Raw genomic sequence first — 16,632 nt, 5'->3', positions numbered from 1 at the left:
GGATGCACCGATGGATGTATCGAGCCCGCCGAACGGTCACCGTAGGGGGGCACGATGAGCCGGGCGGCACTGCTGGTGCTGGCCGACGGCCGGTTTCCCGCCGGAGGCCATGCGCACTCCGGCGGGGCCGAGCCGGCCGTGAAGGCCGGGCGCATCAAGGACGCCGAGAGCCTGGAGAAGTTCTGCCGCGGGCGGCTGCACACCGCCGGGCTGACCTCGGCGTCCCTGGCCGCAGCAGCCGCGGCCGGCTGCGACCCCTTGGCTTTGGACGAGGCGGCGGATGCACGAACGCCCGTACCGGCGCTGCGGCTTACGGCACGGCGGCTGGGACGGCAGATGATGCGGGCCGCCCGTGCCACCTGGCCCTCGGCCGAGCTGGACGAGCTGGCCGCGGTCCGGCCGCGCGGCGCCCACCAGCCCATCGTCCTGGGTCTGGCGGCCCGGTCGGCGGGACTGACCGCGCTGGATGCGGCGTATGCAGTCGCGTACGAGAACGTGAGCGGCCCGGCCACCGCCGCCGTGCGCCTGCTCAGCCTCGACCCCTTCGACGCCACCGCCGTCCTCGCCCACCTCGCCGCCGACCTCGACCACATCGCCGCGCGCGCTGCCGAGGCCGCCGAACGTGTCCCCCTGGAGGGAACCGACGCCCTGCCCGCCGCCTCAGCACCACTGCTGGACATCACCGCCCAGCAGCATGCCACCTGGCCGGTGCGCCTCTTCGCCTCCTGACTGACCCAACGCCCCTCACACCCGCACCACCCGGAGCCTGCTATGCATCTCGACCATGCCGAGACCTTCCCCGAGCGCCACACCTACAGCGCCGCCGACCCGGTACGCGCCGACGGGCGCCGCCGCGCACTGCGCATCGGTCTGGGCGGGCCCGTCGGCACCGGCAAGACCGCCACCGTCGCCGCGCTCTGCCGCGCACTGCGCGATGAGCTCTCCCTCGCCGTCGTCACCAACGACATCTACACCCGCGAGGACGCCGAATTCCTGCTCCGCGAGGCCGTCCTGCCCGCCGAGCGGATCACCGCCGTCGAGACCGGCGCCTGCCCGCACACCGCCATCCGCGACGACATCTCCGCCAACCTCGAAGCCGTCGAAGACCTGGAGGAACAGGTCGGCCCGCTCGACCTCGTGCTGGTCGAATCCGGCGGTGACAACCTCACCGCCACCTTCTCCAAGGGCCTGGTCGACGCCCAGATCTTCGTCATCGACGTCGCCGGCGGCGACGACATCCCCCGCAAGGGCGGGCCCGGCGTCACCACCTCCGACCTCCTCGTCATCAACAAGACCGACCTCGCCCCCTACGTCGGATCCGACCTGGAGGCCATGGCCCGCGACGCCAAGGCCCAGCGCGGCGAACTCCCCGTCGCCTTCACGGCGTTGAAGAGCGAGAACGGCGTCGCGCCGGTGGTGGATTGGCTTCAGAGGCAGCTCGCCGCCTGGACGGCCGGGGCGGCGTGACAACCATCGACGCTGCCCCGGTCCCGGGGGTCCACTCCACCGCGCACATCGTGGCCGTCCCCGACCCACGCGGCGGCACCGCCCTGCCCGTACTGCGCGGACGACGGGCCCTCGTCCCTCGCCACATGCGCACCGCAGGACCGTTCGCCCGGGTCGTCCTCACCGGCTCCATGAGAGCCCCTCATGGCGGCGACCAACTGCGGCTCCGGGCCGAGGTGCGAACCGGCGCACAGCTCAGCCTCGGCACGGTTGGCGCCACCCTCGCTCTGCCCGGCCCGCGGGGCGGGACCGCCACCAGCGATGTACTCCTCCGCGTGGAAGACGGTGCGGAACTGCACTATCTGCCGGAACCGCTGATCTCCGCCGCACACAGCGATCTGGAGACGACCACCCGCGTCGAACTGGCCCCCGAAGCACGGCTGGTCCTGAAGGAAGAACAGGTCCTGGGCCGCACCAACGAACCCTCCGGACGGCTCCGTACCCGCCTGACCGTACGGCTGGCCGGGAAGCCCCTGCTGGATCAGGAACTCGCCGTCGGCCCCGGCGTTCCTTCCTGGTCAGGACCGGCCGTTCTCGCGGACTACCGCATGACCGGACAACTCCTCATCGTCAGCCCGGAATTCACCCACCAGCAGCCCCCACCCCAACTCCTGCCGACCGACCCCGGCGAGGAGGGCGAGGCCGCCCTCACCCCCCTCGCCGGCCCCGCAGTCCTGATCACGGCGGCAGCAGCCAACCACGCCACGCTCCGCCAGCTACTCGACCGGGGTCACGAGGTCATCACCCCGTAGCCCCAACCTCGGTTCAAGAACATCCCGGCCGTGGAACGCGCTATGACAAGTGAGCCTGACGCGCCTCTTCTTCGTGTTCGAAACGAACGCACCGAGGGCCACTCGCCCAACGCGGGAAGCCTGAGGGCATGGTCCCGCACCGCTTCGTGCGGGGCCCAGGGTCAACGATCGCTCCCGCCCCATACAGAACAGGTCGTCGGGTGTGCGCCGTGTGGGGCTCCGGGCGGTCGGGGTGGCGCCGGAGCGCGCCTGTGGGGTGGGCATCGGTAACGCACGCACGCATCCCGCTCGCCAACCACTTGCGCATGGCTCGACAGGTTGGGCAGGAGCCGTCGGTTTCGGAAGTCGTCGCTGTCAGTCGACGATCTGATTGGCGGGGACGTCGCAGATCAGATAGGGGATACGGGCCTCGCAGACGTTGCAGGAGTGGGCGGTCCAGGAGTTGATGGCGCCCATTCCGTGCCATGGCCGCATTTTGAGGTTGTCCGCTTCGGGGCCGACAAAAACCATCTCGCTCATGCGCAGATACTCGACGGACTTCCATTCAAGTCGTTTTCCGCCCAGCCCGAGCAGAAGTTTGATGGCTGAGCACCGCCTACCCACGTCCTCAGGCGCAATATGCGTGCCCAGGTCAACTTTCTCGCCCCGAATGGTCACCCAGCCCCGGTGGGTGACGGGAATCGTTGGGTTCACCGACTCCCAGGCTCCTTGGTGATAGCTGATGCCGCCGAGGTGCTTTTGCTTGATCCACGGAACCAGCGGCTGGTTCTTCCGACCCCCACTGGAGGCGATGAGGAAATATTCGCGCCCGCCGATTCTTGCCTCCAGCACCCCCATCATGAAAGCGGCGTCAGGGTCCTTCATCAGCTCTTGGTCTTGCCTGAGGTTGCGGTCGATCGTGAGGAGGACATTGCGCAGCGGCGCGCTGTCGGTGACTTGTGGGATGCCGTGCAGCAGATTCCCCTTGCCCTTGTCTTTTTTGTTCCTCGGGAAGTCGTCTGCCCAGGCCAGCGCGAGGTCACCACCAAGGAGGGCTGCAGCGGCGCCCAGAGTTTCGCTCGATCACGGTGCTCGCTTCCCGACATGCGGGTGTCTGGTGAGGCCCTACGTCGCACTGCGCCGACCCTGCCGCCCTGCGGGCCTGCTACGTCGAGGAGAGGAAGCATCCGTTGGGGTTGTTGTTGGCCCTGTGCCGCCGGACGCCCCGGGGAGTGGGGTGGGCACAGGGCCGCCGGCCGGTGAGGGTGGCCGGGACATGGGGCACGGAACGGATCGCACCCGCCCTGAGGGTCCTGCTTTCGGGCCGCAGTGTGTGGGCGCCACGCCCGCGATGCTTCGGTGTTCCGCCGCATGGTCGTGCGGCTGTCGGCTCACTCCAGGACGGCGAGGTGGTCGGCGGCGCCCCCGCGCCACTCGATCAGGAAGAGGGTCGCATCGTCACTGGTGCTCCCGCCCCGCTCCTGTTTCAGGGTGTGGGAGAGCGAGCGCACCACCGCCCGCACTCCCTTCTCCGTGCGCTCGATGCGGTTGACCCAGTGGATCAGTTGTTCCTCACCGAACTGCTCCTCGCCGGTTTGGTGCTCCTCGATCAGGCCGTCGGTGAAGCACAGCACCCGGTCGCCGCGTTGGAGCATCTGCTCACTGATCTGGGGCTCTTCACCGCCGAAGCCGACCGGCAAGGTGGTCAGGCTCTGCAGTTGCCGGACGACCTGGCGGTTGCGGATCAGCAGCGGTGCGGGGTGGCCCGCGTTGACCCATTGCAGGTGGCCCGTTGTGATGTTGAGGCGCATCATCTGCGCGGTGACGAAATGGTCGGGCCCGAATTGCTCGGCGATGGCCCGGTCCATGAACGCGTAGATCTCGGACAGGCCGATTTCGGCGCGTCTGGCGTGCCGGTAGGCGCCGATGGCGACGGTCGCCATGGTGGCGGCATCCAGGCCGTGGCCCATCGCATCGACCATGGCCACGTGCAGGATGTCCTCGTTGAGGGCGTAGTCGAAGCTGTCGCCGGCCACGTTGTAGGCGGGTTCCAGGATTCCCGCCACCGCGACCTGCGGGACGGACATCGCCAGCGGCGGTAGCAGGGACCACTGGATCTCCGCGGCCAAGCTCATCGGTTCGCGGCGCCGGGCGAGGAAGAACTGGTCGGTGTAGCTGTGCTTGGTGACCAGCATGTCGGCGACGAGGCCGGCGAGTCTGCGCAACAAGCGCCGGTCATCGTCATCGACGGTGTCCAGGGTGAGGGCCAGCACGCCCGCCTGGTCGCTGCCGTCCAGCAACGGCAGATACATCCGAACGCCGTCGTCCTGCGGTACCTCGACAGGGGCCCCGTACAGGAAGGCCGTGCCCGCGTGCGAGTCACTGATCAGCTCGGGCCGGCCGACGGTCAGCCGCCTGCCTGGCAGGGGCACCAGCAGCAGCTGCGCATAGTCCTGGAGGAGAATCGAGACGTTACGGCCGCCGACCCTCGCCACCTCTTCCGCGATCAGCGGGGCGATCAACTGCGGCGGCATCTCGTGCGCCCGATCCAGCAGCACCCCCAGCAGTCGCTCGCCGAACCCTTCCGACCGGTCCACCGCGCCCGTGCCCGCCGGCCGCTCACCTTCCGCCATACCCATGCCCTTTCACCAAGCAGCCTCATGCGCCATCACCCGCTGGACCGGCTGTCTCCAACGGGCCAGTCACCGGGAGGCCTGGCCTTCGACTCCGGTGGCTCGGCGTCGGTAGCACGGTGCACGGGTCTGGATAAGGGCGAGGGGAAGGTGAGCCGGCCCGCGAAGGCTGAGCGCAGGCGGGAAGCAACGAGGCCCTGCCGCGCTCCAGGGGTCGAAGTGTTCGAGTCCGTTACGGCCCTTGGGCTCCCCCCGCTCGGTGAGGATCCGGAGCACAAGTTCACCCCTGCTCGGCGGCCGCCGGCCGCACAAGGACCCACTGGCAGAACCCCCTCACGCGACTGTGCACACGGGCTCCTGAAACCACCGTGATCAACTCGGACAGCGTGACCCGTCCAACCGGGCCAAAGGGCTCATTGAGCCAGTGGCGGCGTTTCGGACTCCTTCAGGGCACCTGGCTGAACGGCGTGCGGTGGAAAGGCCCGGATAAGAGATAGCCCCAGGCTGTTGGCCTGGGGCTTTCCTCCGGAGCGGGATGCGGGATCGACGTCGCGCTCGCGATGACTGACACGACGCTCAGATACCTCTCGTCGTATCTGGTACCTGAGCAATGACTGCTCGGGCGGGGGAACGTGAGGTCGGCAGGCCTGCTCCATGGCCGCCTTCGGAGTCCCAGACCGAGACCAGGGACAGTTCCATCTCCTCCGCGATCCGTCGTTGCTCCGCTTCGTTCATCAGGGCGCTCGCGGTGAGGGTGCCCAGCGGATCGGCGGCCTCGGTCATAAGCCGGGCGGCGGTGGCCGGGCTGGTCTCCGGAGGGATCACCAGCAGGTCCCAGCGACCGACGGTGTAGGAGAGCAGCAGCAGCTTGTGGGGATCTTGCTCGGCCTTGAACCAGCCGACACCCACCACATGCCCGGCGACGGGCACGTTCCGCGGGATGACCGGCCAGAAGGTGGGGTTCACCGTGACGTGGGTGATCCGCCCCCACAGCGGGTCGAGGACCGCCGTCAGTGCGGGAAGTTCCGCCGTGAGGTCACGGGAGCGGGGCCACCACGCACCGTCGAGCAGAGCTGGAGCGGTGCCGGCCGGTGCCAGCATGAGTCGCAGGGGCAGCGAGGAGGTCCGCCCTTCGACCGCCGGCGTATACGGAATGGTCGTGGTCATGACGCGGACCTTGCCCCGGGCCAACCACACCGGCCCGGTGTCGTGAATCGCCGAAAACGACACGAGCGTGGAAGCCGGTGTACGAATTGCCCTCGGTAGTCCCAGCTTACTCCTGGTAAGGCTCACCGGGCCGATCCGGAGCGACGAGGTGAACGGCCCAGGAGACCTTGGAGCAGGCAGCCCGAGAATTGCGAAGAGGCAGCGCCTCCCGTGCGGGCAACCGGACACTCTCGTGCGACATCGGCTGCCAACGGGGGCGGCCAGCCGCAGGACCGCGTGGGTCGTCCGGTCAGCCGAGGAAGGACAGCCGGACCTGGCGCTCGGGGCCATCCCGGTCGGTGTTCACCAGTACGACGGCCTGCGAGGCCCCCAGCTCCAGCTCGCCATCGACTACGGGCAACGTGGCGTGGGGTGGGACCAGAGCCGGGAGCACGTGGCCGCTGCCGTGGCCTGGACCACCGTGGCGGTCCCCCCAGCGGTCGTCCGCGGGAAGAATGCCGCGGAGGGCTGCCAACAGGTCATCGTCACTGCCCGCGCCGGTCTCGATGATGGCCAGGCCGGACGTCGCGTGGGGGGTGAAGACGTTCAGCAGTCCGTTTCGTCCATGAGCGGCCTCCCGGAGGAACGCGGAGCATGCGTTCGTCAGGTCGTGCATGGTCTCAGTGGCGCCGGTGGTGATCGTGCGGGTGGTGAAGGTGCCAGCCATGGTTCACCGATACCCGCCGCGGAGGCACGGCACTAACGGCCAGATGGGTTGTTCCTCTGGCCTCCGCCTGTGGTCGAAAGGTGCGGACGCCGCCTGAGCACGGCGTCAACCGTGCTCGTCTTCCTCGGCCTCCATGCGCCGGATGCCTTGGTGCGTCAGCGTGACCATGGCCGGAGTATTGCCCGCGGTCCAGTCGACCGTGATCAGGTCCTCGCCCACCAGGTACGTGCAGGCGGCAGCCAGATCCTCTGCCGGGAGCGCGAGATCTTGCGCCAGCTTGGCCCCGGTGACCCCCAGAAGGCGGTTGCCTTCAGTGGCCTCGTACAGAGCCTGCATGATCTTCTCGCGGTACGCTTTCCGCTCGGTCAGTGATGCCATGACTGCTACCTCTGGGAGAACCGCGTCGCGCTACCGAGGGGCGGAGAGATGACCGGCCAGGCCCACCGCCGGCCTTCCGGCTCCGGCAAGGACGGGAGCGCTCGAAATGCCCCGACCTGTTCACCGTACTCCGGGCGGCGGTCCACCGAATCCACGCGAGACCAGGCGTTCGTGGAGGCGGGCCGTGCGCCGCTTGGACCCCTCTGCCGACACTGACCACGACCGTCGCGTTGGACCGCGCGCCGACGGCCTCGAGGAAGCCGCAGGCGCCCTCCTCGTTGCGCCCCGCGCGTATACGGGCCGCAACGGTCGCAGACCAATACCCGGAAGGACCGGGCAAGGGCCTCGCGTACAGCGCGCCAGCTGTGACCGCCGCTCATCCCCCGTGGGCCAGGACCAGCGGCTCGCCGCGGCCGAAGACGTCGTACGCCGGCCCGGCTCCCCGCACATGGACTCGCGACACGGTTCGGCCAGGGAGCCGTACGGCGGGCTGTCCGCGCGGGCCATCCGCCCTTCCAGCCTCGGCGCGGGCGCGGATGGCGACTTCAGCGGCAGCCGGTCGGTCTTTTCAACGGTGTCGGTGCTGAAGAACCAGTCGGCCGACCAGCGCACCGCCGAACACCACCACGCCCACACCGACCAGCCAGGACTGGACGACCAGGACGGTTCCGATGGCGCCGTAGGTGACGGCGCTGGACGCGATCAACGGCGAGAAGACGAGCCGGGAGAATCCCCGGAGACCGATCAGCCCGATCACCGTAGCCACTGCACCGGGCAGCAGGGCGCCCCAGCCGACCCGCCCACCGAGCAGCATCCGCTGCGACCACCAGAAGAACAGCACAGCGCTCAGCAGTGCGGCCGACGTGAGAGTCAAAGACTGTCGCCACAGCGTGGTGGTGGCGGACATGAAGAGGTACCCGACGAGTACGACGAGCCACAGCACATGCCGCCACCGGGCATACCAGCGCGCCGGCGAGAGCTCCCAGACCCTCTCGTAACCCGTCTGCACCGCCGACCCCAACGACAGACCGAAGGCAGCAAGGGCGGCAAGGCCGAACGCGGTCGTCGTCCGTGCGGCCTGGAGACCACGATCAGCAGTGGCACCAGCGTGAGAAACCCGAGCGCCGCGAAGCCCAGTGACCGCGACCCCAGCTCCAGCTCACGGCCCGTCTCCATCCGCGCCCGACCGGCGAATGCCGGATCACCTGGCGCAGCTGTCCGAACGGAGAGGGACGGCTCGCGGCTCCGGAAGGCTTCATCGGTGTGCCTGCCGACAGGACGGCCGACGATGTCGCCGCAGTCTCACAGACGCCCCTATGAAAGGAGGCCGGTGGATACCGGTCTGACCAGGTTGAAGACCTCGCGGGCGGCATATCGCTTGAGGCATCGGATGATCTCACGACGGGTCTTGCCCTCCCGGGTGCGGCGTTCGTAGTACTCCTGGGTGCGGGGGTCGAAGCGCAGCCGGGTGAACACGATGCGGTGCAGGGCGGCATTCGCCTGTCGGTCGCCACCGTGGTTGAGCCGGCGCGAGTTCCGGCGGCCCGAGGAGTATTCGATGGGGCTGACTCCGCACAGGGCGGCGAAGGACGCCTCGGTGCTCAGCCGCTCGGGATTGTCTCCCATCGCGATCAGGAGGGTGACGGCGCTGTCCGGGCCGATGCCCACCGGTGTGAGCAGCTGCGGGGCGTGGCGTTCGACGAGCCGGGTCAGGCGCAGATTCAGCTCTTCGATCTGCCGGGTGTGCTGCTCGATGCGCTGGGCGAGCAGGCGCAGTGTGATGCGGGTGGCCTGGGGCACGGTGTCCTCGTCGTCCCCGTCGCTCGGGCTGAGGCGTGCGCAGGTGCGGAACAGCTCGCGGTTGCCCAGGCCGGACAGTCGTTCCGCAGGGCCGGGTCGGCGATGACCAAAACGGCCTTGAGCTGGTTGATCGCCTGGGTGCGGGCCTTGACCGCTGAGTCCTTGGCGAGTTTGAACATCCGGGCGCTCTGCACCGGACCGTCGCCGGTTTTGGCCCGCGCCTTGGCGCGACCGCTGAGCACGGCCCGGGCAGCGGCCTGCGCGTCGAGCGGGTCCGACTTCCCGCGCAGACGGCGGGCCGTGCGGTCGGGCCGGTTCACTTCGTACACCTCGACGTGCTGCGCCAGCAGGTAGCGGGACAGGCCCGCTCCGAAGGTGCCGGTGCCCTCCACGCCGGCCCGGTGCACCGTCCCCAACTTGCCGGCCCAGGCCAGCAGCCCCCGGTATCCGACCGCCGTGGCCGGAAAGGGCTTCGTGCCCAGGACCTGGCCCAGCGGGCAGAGCACTGCGGCGACATGGACCTCGCCGTGCGTGTCCACCCCCAGGACGACCTCCCCCAAGGTGGGAGGATCTGTGCTGGTGGCCGAGCTCTTGCGTTTTCCGGATGTCATGGCGGTTCGCCTCCCACGTGCTGACGTGCTGGATGGCTGGCACCTGCCTGGCTGGGCGGTCTGGACTGTGATGGCGCCTGATCAATGGCAAGGCCCCTATGGGGACACACCCTGTGGCTCGGTGACAGCAGGCACCATTGCGCAACGGCAGTCGACATGCCCGTGACGAGGCACTTCGGTCACTTATCTCATGAGTCAGACCCCCGTCCAGAACGGTGCTGCACCACCGTCCCACTGACGCCGGCACAACCGCATGACCCGACCACTCCCGAGAGGCTTCGTCCGAACCAGCGCTCAACCTGGTCTCGACGGACTGACGATGAGTCGGCTCCCCGTTCACTCATGACCGGCATTGACGGACAAGCTCCGTAGCTGCTGCGCGAGTTCCTCGCTCGCTCCCCCAGCTCCTCCGAGAGGCAGGCGCCGCCCTGGGCTGTGTCCGGTCCTCGCCGAGCCGCCCAGGTCGTCGCACGACGACTCGTGGCACGAACGGGTACCGCCCGCCTTCGTCGTCGACCGATACCTGGGCTTGATGCGCTTTGACGGACATCTGAGATCAGGGGTTCTGCCCCGGGAGGATGTCCATCATGGAGAGCATGGGGAAGAAGAAGCCTCGGCCTCGCCGTTCGTTCACGTCGGAGTTCAAGGCCGAGATCGTCGAGCTGTGCCGGCGTGGTGACCGCTCGGTCGGTCAGGTCGCCAAGGACTTCGACCTGACCGAGACCGCGGTGCGGCTGTGGGTCAGCCAGGCCGAGGTCGACGCGGGCGAGCGCGATGGGCTGACCAGCAGCGAACGTGAGGAGTTGGCCGCGCTGCGGCGGGAGAACCGCCGGTTGCGGGAGGACGTGGAGGTCCTCAAGCGGGCGACGGCTTTCTTCGCGAAGGAGACCCGGTGACGGTGCACCCGTTCATCGAGGCGGAGAAGCGAGACGGTCACAACGTCAAGCGCGCGTGTGAACTGCTGCAGGTCTCCCGAGCCGCCTTCTACGCCCGCCGCAGTGGCAGGACCGGTCCGCGGGCGGTCCGCGATGCCGAGCTGACCGAGAAGATCGCCGAAGTTCACGAGCGGTCCCGCGGGACCTACGGAGCCCCGCGAGTCCACGCCGCCCTGCAACGACAGGGCGAGGACTGCGGCCGACGCCGCATCGCCAGACTGATGCGCAACGCCGGGCTGCAGGGCCGGCACCGCAGACGACGGCAGCTGACGACGATCCCCGACCCGCGGGCCACGTCCCGGCCCGACCTCGTCGTCCGGGACTTCGCCCCCGACCCGGACGGCGTCGACACACGCTGGTGCGGTGACATCACCTACGTTGCCACCGAGGAGGGCTGGCTCTATCTGGCCACCGTCATCGACATCGCCTCCCGCCGCGTCGTCGGCTGGTCCACCGCCGACCACCTGCGGACCGAACTGGTCGCGGACGCTCTCACATCCGCCTGCCGCCAGCGTCGTCCCACCCGGCCAGTGATCTTCCACTCGGATCGTGGATGTCAGTACACGAGTCAGCAATTCGCCACCCTGGCAACGGAGTTCGGCGTCCGCCTGTCCGTCGGCCGCACCGGGCAGTGCTGGGACAACGCGCTCGCCGAGTCGTTCTTCGCCACCATCAAGCGGGAGTTGCTCGACACGGGTTCCTGGCCCAGCCGGGCCACCGCCCGCACTGCGATCTTCGACTTCATCGAGGGCTGGTACAACTTGCACCGACTACACAGCAGCCTCGGCTACCGCAGTCCCGCCGAATACGAGACCGCACTCGCAGCCTGACCACCACACCGATGGTGTCCGTCAAAGCGGAACAAGCTCAGGGGCAGCTCCGGCGTCCGTCGGCTTCCAGACCGTAGATGCGCAGCTCGTGCCAGGGGATGGCGTGAGCGCGAGTCCGAACCAGGTGCAGCAATGCCGCATTGTCGCCGGCATCTGCGGCCTGGCGAGCGAGGCGCTCGGCCTCTGTCTGGTCCCCTGCTGACTCCCGTATCACTGCCAGGTCTCGGAGGGCGGTTACGTCGCCAGCTCTCGCCGCCTCGCGAAACAGCCGTTCAGCCCTTTTCTGGCCCCCCGCCCTTGTTTGTAGCCGGGCCAGGGCTCGGAAGGCAGACACATCACCGATGTCCGCAGCCTCACGGAACAGGCGCCTTGCCTCTTCCAGGTCCCCTGCTTGCTCTCGGACCACGGCCAGATTTCGGAGTGCGGAGACGTCGCCGCCTGTCGCTACCTCACGAAGGAGTTGTTCCGCCTCCTCCAGCCTCCCCACCTCGGACAGAAGTCGAGCCAGCTCAACTCGTGCATCTGCACCGCCAAGGTCCGCAGCCTCGCGAAAGAGTTGTTCCTCCTCCTCGAGCTTCCCTGCCTCGGACAGCAGTCGAGCCAGCTCAAGTCGTGCATCTGCACCGCCCACGCTCGATGCTCGGAGATACAGCTGAGCGGCGTGCCGCAGCCGCCAACGATGCGCTGCTGCCTCAGCAAGAGAGTGGAGATCCTCAGGGCGATGGGTATTGCGGACCGCTGCCTGCCAAAACTGCTCAGGTGGCACGACGGTGCGACGACTTACGCGAGCATGCTGCGCGAGAGCATCGGCGAGTCGGTAGTGGGGCCGGGCATTACCGAGATCGCCGGATTGGCGGATGAGGGGGCTGATGCCACGTCGGCAAGCCGTTGCGTAGTCCACAGCTTGCTCCAGCCAGTCCTCGCCCATGCCTTCCAGTTGCTGGTCGGTCAGGTAGCCAGATGCAGCCGCCTCCAGTAGCCCGAGCGGCAAGTCCGGACCATGGCCGAGTCGTCGGGCATCCATGGCCGCCGTGACTAGGGCCCATGCAGCAGGGGGCGCGTTTCGGTAGGTCTCAACCAATTGGTCATAGGCGCTTAGGTAATGCTTGGCAAGGTCAGTCACGTTGGCCAGGTACTGGGCAACATGTCCCTGCTCTGCGTGCTCGGCCGCCTGCGCCAATCGGGGATCGTCCGCAGCAGCGTCATGAAGAGCCTGCACAGCCCGTTCCGTAAAGGCTTCAGGAACACGAATTATATGCCCGACCATCAGAGCACGGGCTTGAGCATGCGTGTCTTCGTCATCTGGGAGAGATGGAGCCGTGAGTGCTTGCCAATACTCTGGCCAGGTTGTGCCCAGAACCAGGACAGGAGCACGCTCCGGATCCCGAAGTAGGGTGCGCAGCTTTGCAGCGACCTGTTCGCCCAGCGAGTTGGTGGGCGTGAGGAGATAGTGCTGGGTTTCATTGAGCCACACGACGGTGCGCGGTCCGACCTCATCCAGGCCGGCCAAGGCAGCCTCCGGCCGACTTGGGTCGACGGGATGCCACAGTCGCCACCCACGGGGAAGCTTCTTGACAGCCTCCCAACAGGCCCGCGTCTTGCCCGTTGAAGATTCCCCCACCAACACCGCCAAGCTGCTGGTGCCACTGAGAGCTGCCACTAGGTGTATTGACCTGGAGCGTTGTTCACGCGGCTGATGGGTGGCTGGCCTGCGAGTGCGGTGTGGCACCGGTGGTGGTTGTAGTGGTGCAGGAACCTGTCCAGGGCTTCGGTGCGCTCAGTGTTGCTGGTGTAGGGCCGAATGTAGGCCCACTCGTCGGCGAGGGTTCGGTTGAAGCGTTCGACTTTGCCGTTGGTCTGCGGCCGGTAGGCGCGGGTGAGCTTGCCTCTTGCGCCGAGGCGGGCGAGGGCGTCGCGCCAGGCGAAGCTCTTGCGGTAGGGCCAGGCGTTGTCGGTCAGGACACGTTCGATGTGGTCGATGCCCACGGTCTTGAAGAACGCGGCGGCCCTTTCGAGGAAGGCCGCGCAGGTGGGGGCCCTCTCGTCGCTGTGGATCTCGCTGTAGGCGAGGCGGGTGTGGTCGTCGACGGCGGAGTGGACGTAGTCGAAGCCCATGTTGCTGCGGGTGGCGCGACCGGCTTGGCGGCCGAGGACTCTGTGTCCGCCGCCGTCGGGGATCCGGCCGAGTTTCTTCACATCGACGTGGACCAGTTCGCCGGGGCGGTCGCGCTCAAAGCGGCGGATGACCTGCCCGGTGGGCCGGTCGAGGAAGGCCAGGCGGCCCAGACCGTGGCGAGTCAGGACGCGGTGCACGGTGGAGGCGGGCATCCCCAGAATCGGGCCGATGCGGGCCGGTCCGAGCTTGCGGCTTGTGCGGAGGTGGCACACGCGCGCTTCGTCGGCTGTCGAGGTGCGGTGCGGGGTCCTGTGCGGACAGCTGGAGCGGTCGCGCAGTCCCGCTTCGCCTTCCGCCATGAAACGCCGGACCCACTTGTGTGCTGTGGTGCGTGAGACACCCATCTCCGCGGCCACATGGGCCACAGGGCGGCCGGCCCGGACGCGGTCGACCAGCAGCCTCCTGCCGTGAACGGTCAGCCGGGCATTACGGTGGGACACGAAGACCTCCGTCGTGTGGTGAAGCCTAGACACCTCCACCACACCGGAGGTCTTCGCCATTGATCAAACCGAGCAGCTGTCAACAAGGCTCGTGATCAATACAACTAGGGCGCGTATCGAGTCGTGATCAATCTGCCGGATTCGCCCTCGCGATGAGGTCTGGACCGGTAGATCTTCTGACGTGACGCGAGTGCAACTGACAGATGTGGAGTGGGAGTTCATCGGGCCGTACCTGCCGATCGGCGAGTACGGCCCGTATCCCGAGCGGTTACGGCAGCAGTTCGAGGGTGTGATCTGGCGGTTCAAGACCGGCGGACAATGGCGGGAGATGCCACAGGAGTTCGGCGCCTGGTCGACCGTCCACAACCGCTTCCGCCAGTGGCGTGACGCCGGCGTCTTCGAGGCCCTGCTGGAGGGCCTGATCGCGGAAGCGGCAAAGCGGGGTGAGGTGGACCTGTCCCTGGTCAGCATCGACTCCACCACCGCGCGTGCTCACCACGACGCCGCCGGAATGCACCTGGGCGAGGAGGTCCTCGACGCCTTGGAGAAGGCTGCCGCCGAGACAGAGAAGGCCAGGTCAAAAGGGGCAGCTTCGAAGCACAAGACGGACAGGACGCCGAGATCGACCCCGAGCAGGAGAAGCGACGACGCATCCGGCGTCGGCGAAAACTCCGGCTGAAGACCGCCCTCCTGGGACGCTCCAGGGGCGGGCAGACCAGCAAGGTCCACCTCGCCGCCGACCGCAAGTGCCGCCCGCTGGCGTTCGTGCTGACCGCGGGCCAGGCCGCGGACAGCCCGCAGTTCATCCCCGTGCTGGGGAAGGTACGGGTCCGCGGCCCCGTCGGCCGCCCCCGCACCCGGCCGGACGCAGTCGCCGGGGACAAGGCCTACTCCTCCCGCGGCAACCGGGCCCACCTGCGAAGACGCGGTATCAAGGCAGTGATCCCAGAGAAGATGTGGGGATGGGCGCACAGGTCGTTGAGGGTGAGCTGTGCCGAGCGTCCCAGGTCGGAGTCGGCGGCGACGACGGCCACGAAGCGGGCGGTAAACAGCCTTGCGGTGTGGATGTCCACGGGCGGAGGACCCATCGCACCGACGTCGAGGTCGATGGTGCCGTCGCGCAGGAGGTCGGGCTCCTTGGAGTTCTGGGCCAGGAAGCGGAGTTGTACTCCGGGAGCGTTCGCGGTGACCCGGCGGAGCAGCCGGGGCGCACGGATCGGCACGAGGGCGTCGTTGAGGCGGATGGAAAAGGCACGCTGCCAGGATCGGGGGTCGCCGTCGGCGGTGTCGGCCCGCAGTTCGGCGGCAGCATCGAGCAGGGCTTTGACGCGGGACGCCGAGCGCTGCGCGAACGGCGTGGGGACGAGGCCCTGACCGGCCCGGACGAGGATTGGGCCGTTCATCGCGCGTCGCAGCCGGCCGAGTGCCCTGCTGGTTGCCGGTGCGGACAGGTGCAGCCGTACTGCGGCCTCCGCGACGCTGCCGGTGTCCATCAACGCGTCGAAGACGCGCAGGAGGTTGAGATCCAGGTCCTCGCCACAGCCGCCCCCTCCGTGCGTTTGATGCAATTATTCCCTTACGAGAGTGCATTGGGAATTATGCCCGGGGTGACGGAAGCTGGTCCTCGGGGGGGGAACGTCTCTCGACAGGCCATCGCTCGCGCGGCCCTCCCTGCGGGCGCGGGCCGGCCTCAATCAGGACCGGAGTTGAGAACCATGCCCAGGATCGTGCGCCCGACCGCCTACGGCACGCCCGAGGTGCTCGCCGTGACCAGCGTGGCAGTCCCGCGAGCCGCCGCCGACGGCGTCGTCGTCCGGGTCCGGGCCGCCGGGGTGAACCCCATCGACTGGAAGCTCTACAGCGGCGCGTTCCACGCCGTGGACGACGACCACAAGGACGCCGCCGGAATCGCCGCCTCGATGCCCTCGATCGGTCTGGAGTGCGCCGGCGTCGTCACGGAGGTCGGCGCGGAGGTCACCGGGGTGGGCATCGGCGACGAGGTCATCGTGTATCCGGTGACGGCTGCCTACGCCGACTATGTGACCGCCCCGGCCACGTCGGTCTTCCGCAAGCCCGCCGGCCTCGGCTGGGCGGAGGCGGGGTCGCTGATGCTGACCGGCACCACTGCGGTCCACGCGCTGGAAGCGGCGGGGGTGGGCGCCGGCGACACGGTCCTCGTCCACGGCGGGTCCGGTGGGGTGGGGTTGATGGGGGTGCAACTCGCCGCCGCTCGGGGGGCCACGGTGATCGCCACCGCCGCGGTGCGCAATCATCCGCTGCTGCGCGACCTCGGCGCCACTCCTGTCGCATACGGTCCCGGGCTCGCCGACCGGGTGCGCGCCGCCGCACCGCGGGGCGTCAGTGCCGCGGTCGACTTCGCCGGCACCGACGAGGCACTCGACGTCTCGCTGGAGCTGGTGGCCGACCGGCAGCGGATCGCCTCCATCACCGGTTCCCCACGACGCGAGGAAGCCGGCATCAAGCTGCTCGGCTACGGGCCGGGACAGGACGCCGGCACCGAAGTCCGCGCAGCCGCCCGCCGCGACCTCGTCGAGCGCGCCGGCTCCGGGGACCTGCGGGTCGTCGTGGCCGCCACCTACCCGCTCGCCGAGGCGGCGCAAGCCCACCTGGCCGGCCTCGCGGGGCATGGACCGGGCAAGCTCGTCCTCACCCCCTGAACATACGTGGGCCCGCGCGCCGAGCCTCCCGACGTGGAGCT

General features: G+C 68.6%; 16 protein-coding genes and 2 pseudogenes. 7 read left to right on the top strand and 11 right to left on the bottom strand.

What is annotated here, in order from left to right:
* The first annotated feature begins 54 nt into the window (after nt 1-54).
* Genes QT196_RS32315 through QT196_RS32305 form a run of 3 tightly spaced genes read left to right on the top strand, consistent with a single transcriptional unit; the run spans nt 55 to nt 2,258 of the window.
* Nucleotides 55-729, top strand: coding sequence for an urease accessory UreF family protein (locus QT196_RS32315; protein ID WP_168482261.1), 675 nt, complete (start codon nt 55-57; stop codon nt 727-729).
* Between the two features lie 42 nt (nt 730-771).
* Entirely contained in the window at nt 772-1,467 is a 696-nt protein-coding gene (ureG, locus tag QT196_RS32310; protein WP_290356205.1) for an urease accessory protein UreG, read from the top strand.
* Entirely contained in the window at nt 1,464-2,258 is a 795-nt protein-coding gene (locus QT196_RS32305) for an urease accessory protein UreD (protein ID WP_290356204.1), read from the top strand. The genes ureG and QT196_RS32305 overlap by 4 nt, the downstream gene beginning before the upstream one ends.
* A gap of 354 nt (nt 2,259-2,612) precedes the next feature.
* Here the strand turns inward: QT196_RS32305 and QT196_RS32300 are convergent, their stop codons facing one another.
* The 8 genes and pseudogenes from QT196_RS32300 to QT196_RS32265 all read right to left on the bottom strand — a co-directional run bounded on the left by QT196_RS32300 (nt 2,613) and on the right by QT196_RS32265 (nt 9,481).
* Nucleotides 2,613-3,122 (bottom strand): hypothetical protein, encoded by a 510-nt coding sequence (locus tag QT196_RS32300; RefSeq protein ID WP_168482258.1) that lies wholly within the window; start codon nt 3,120-3,122, stop codon nt 2,613-2,615.
* Between the two features lie 506 nt (nt 3,123-3,628).
* Nucleotides 3,629-4,870, bottom strand: a complete 1,242-nt coding sequence (locus tag QT196_RS32295) for a PP2C family protein-serine/threonine phosphatase (RefSeq protein WP_168484131.1) — start codon at nt 4,868-4,870, stop codon at nt 3,629-3,631.
* A 576-nt stretch (nt 4,871-5,446) separates the two neighbouring features.
* Nucleotides 5,447-6,037: a DUF5994 family protein gene (locus QT196_RS32290; RefSeq protein WP_168482257.1), complete on the bottom strand. Its 591-nt coding sequence runs from the start codon at nt 6,035-6,037 to the stop codon at nt 5,447-5,449.
* Between the two features lie 289 nt (nt 6,038-6,326).
* On the bottom strand, nt 6,327-6,743 hold the full coding sequence (locus tag QT196_RS32285) for a YjbQ family protein (RefSeq protein WP_168482256.1): 417 nt from the start codon (nt 6,741-6,743) through the stop codon (nt 6,327-6,329).
* A 105-nt stretch (nt 6,744-6,848) separates the two neighbouring features.
* Entirely contained in the window at nt 6,849-7,121 is a 273-nt protein-coding gene (locus QT196_RS32280; RefSeq protein ID WP_168482255.1) for a hypothetical protein, read from the bottom strand.
* Nucleotides 7,122-7,689: 568 nt separating this feature from the next.
* Nucleotides 7,690-8,380 (bottom strand): annotated as a pseudogene (locus QT196_RS32275) (ribonuclease BN).
* Between the two features lie 55 nt (nt 8,381-8,435).
* Nucleotides 8,436-8,921, bottom strand: coding sequence for a transposase (locus QT196_RS32270; protein WP_290356202.1), 486 nt, complete (start codon nt 8,919-8,921; stop codon nt 8,436-8,438).
* On the bottom strand, nt 8,843-9,481 hold the full coding sequence (locus QT196_RS32265) for a transposase (protein WP_290356201.1): 639 nt from the start codon (nt 9,479-9,481) through the stop codon (nt 8,843-8,845). Before QT196_RS32265 ends, QT196_RS32270 begins: the two co-directional genes overlap by 79 nt.
* A gap of 638 nt (nt 9,482-10,119) precedes the next feature.
* On the opposite strand from QT196_RS32265, the gene QT196_RS32260 reads away from it, so the two are divergent.
* Both QT196_RS32260 and QT196_RS32255 read left to right on the top strand, forming a co-directional pair.
* Nucleotides 10,120-10,428, top strand: a complete 309-nt coding sequence (locus tag QT196_RS32260) for a transposase (protein ID WP_168477819.1) — start codon at nt 10,120-10,122, stop codon at nt 10,426-10,428.
* Entirely contained in the window at nt 10,425-11,297 is an 873-nt protein-coding gene (locus QT196_RS32255) for an IS3 family transposase (RefSeq protein WP_168478147.1), read from the top strand. The genes QT196_RS32260 and QT196_RS32255 overlap by 4 nt, the downstream gene beginning before the upstream one ends.
* Nucleotides 11,298-11,334: 37 nt before the next feature.
* Here QT196_RS32255 and QT196_RS32250 read toward each other — a convergent pair whose 3' ends face one another.
* Both QT196_RS32250 and QT196_RS32245 read right to left on the bottom strand, forming a co-directional pair.
* Nucleotides 11,335-12,807, bottom strand: coding sequence for a tetratricopeptide repeat protein (locus QT196_RS32250; protein ID WP_290356200.1), 1,473 nt, complete (start codon nt 12,805-12,807; stop codon nt 11,335-11,337).
* Between the two features lie 149 nt (nt 12,808-12,956).
* A complete protein-coding gene (locus QT196_RS32245) occupies nt 12,957-13,913 on the bottom strand; it encodes an IS481 family transposase (protein ID WP_266735611.1) in 957 nt (318 codons plus the stop codon).
* 181 nt (nt 13,914-14,094) lie between these two features.
* Here QT196_RS32245 and QT196_RS32240 point away from each other — a divergent pair.
* A pseudogene (locus tag QT196_RS32240) lies at nt 14,095-14,867 on the top strand (transposase); the annotation flags it as partial.
* Here the strand turns inward: QT196_RS32240 and QT196_RS32235 are convergent.
* Complete coding sequence (locus QT196_RS32235) at nt 14,801-15,481, bottom strand: LysR family transcriptional regulator (protein WP_290356199.1); 681 nt, start codon at nt 15,479-15,481, stop codon at nt 14,801-14,803. The pseudogene QT196_RS32240 and the gene QT196_RS32235 sit on opposite strands and share 67 nt — an antisense overlap.
* A gap of 147 nt (nt 15,482-15,628) precedes the next feature.
* Here QT196_RS32235 and QT196_RS32230 point away from each other — a divergent pair, with 147 nt between their 5' ends.
* Complete coding sequence (locus QT196_RS32230; protein WP_168482253.1) at nt 15,629-16,591, top strand: NADP-dependent oxidoreductase; 963 nt, start codon at nt 15,629-15,631, stop codon at nt 16,589-16,591.
* Nucleotides 16,592-16,632 lie beyond the last annotated feature (41 nt).

It is taken from the genome of Streptomyces sp. P9-2B-2 (genome assembly GCF_030406865.1).
GTDB classification, from domain to species: domain Bacteria; phylum Actinomycetota; class Actinomycetes; order Streptomycetales; family Streptomycetaceae; genus Streptomyces; species Streptomyces platensis.
This window is presented reverse-complemented; position numbering and strand designations above follow the sequence as displayed.

Excerpts from the sequence above, each read along its gene's own strand:
- QT196_RS32280 (WP_168482255.1), bottom strand. The coding sequence starts at position 7,121 with ATGGCATCACTGACCGAGCGGAAAGCGTACCGCGAGAAGATCATGCAG.
- QT196_RS32290 (WP_168482257.1), bottom strand. The coding sequence starts at position 6,037 with ATGACCACGACCATTCCGTATACGCCGGCGGTCGAAGGGCGGACCTCC.
- QT196_RS32260 (WP_168477819.1), top strand. The coding sequence starts at position 10,120 with ATGGAGAGCATGGGGAAGAAGAAGCCTCGGCCTCGCCGTTCGTTCACG.
- QT196_RS32285 (WP_168482256.1), bottom strand. The coding sequence starts at position 6,743 with ATGGCTGGCACCTTCACCACCCGCACGATCACCACCGGCGCCACTGAG.
- QT196_RS32315 (WP_168482261.1), top strand. The coding sequence starts at position 55 with ATGAGCCGGGCGGCACTGCTGGTGCTGGCCGACGGCCGGTTTCCCGCC.
- QT196_RS32300 (WP_168482258.1), bottom strand. The coding sequence starts at position 3,122 with ATGAAGGACCCTGACGCCGCTTTCATGATGGGGGTGCTGGAGGCAAGA.
- ureG (WP_290356205.1), top strand. The coding sequence starts at position 772 with ATGCATCTCGACCATGCCGAGACCTTCCCCGAGCGCCACACCTACAGC.
- QT196_RS32295 (WP_168484131.1), bottom strand. The coding sequence starts at position 4,870 with ATGGCGGAAGGTGAGCGGCCGGCGGGCACGGGCGCGGTGGACCGGTCG.
- QT196_RS32230 (WP_168482253.1), top strand. The coding sequence starts at position 15,629 with ATGCCCAGGATCGTGCGCCCGACCGCCTACGGCACGCCCGAGGTGCTC.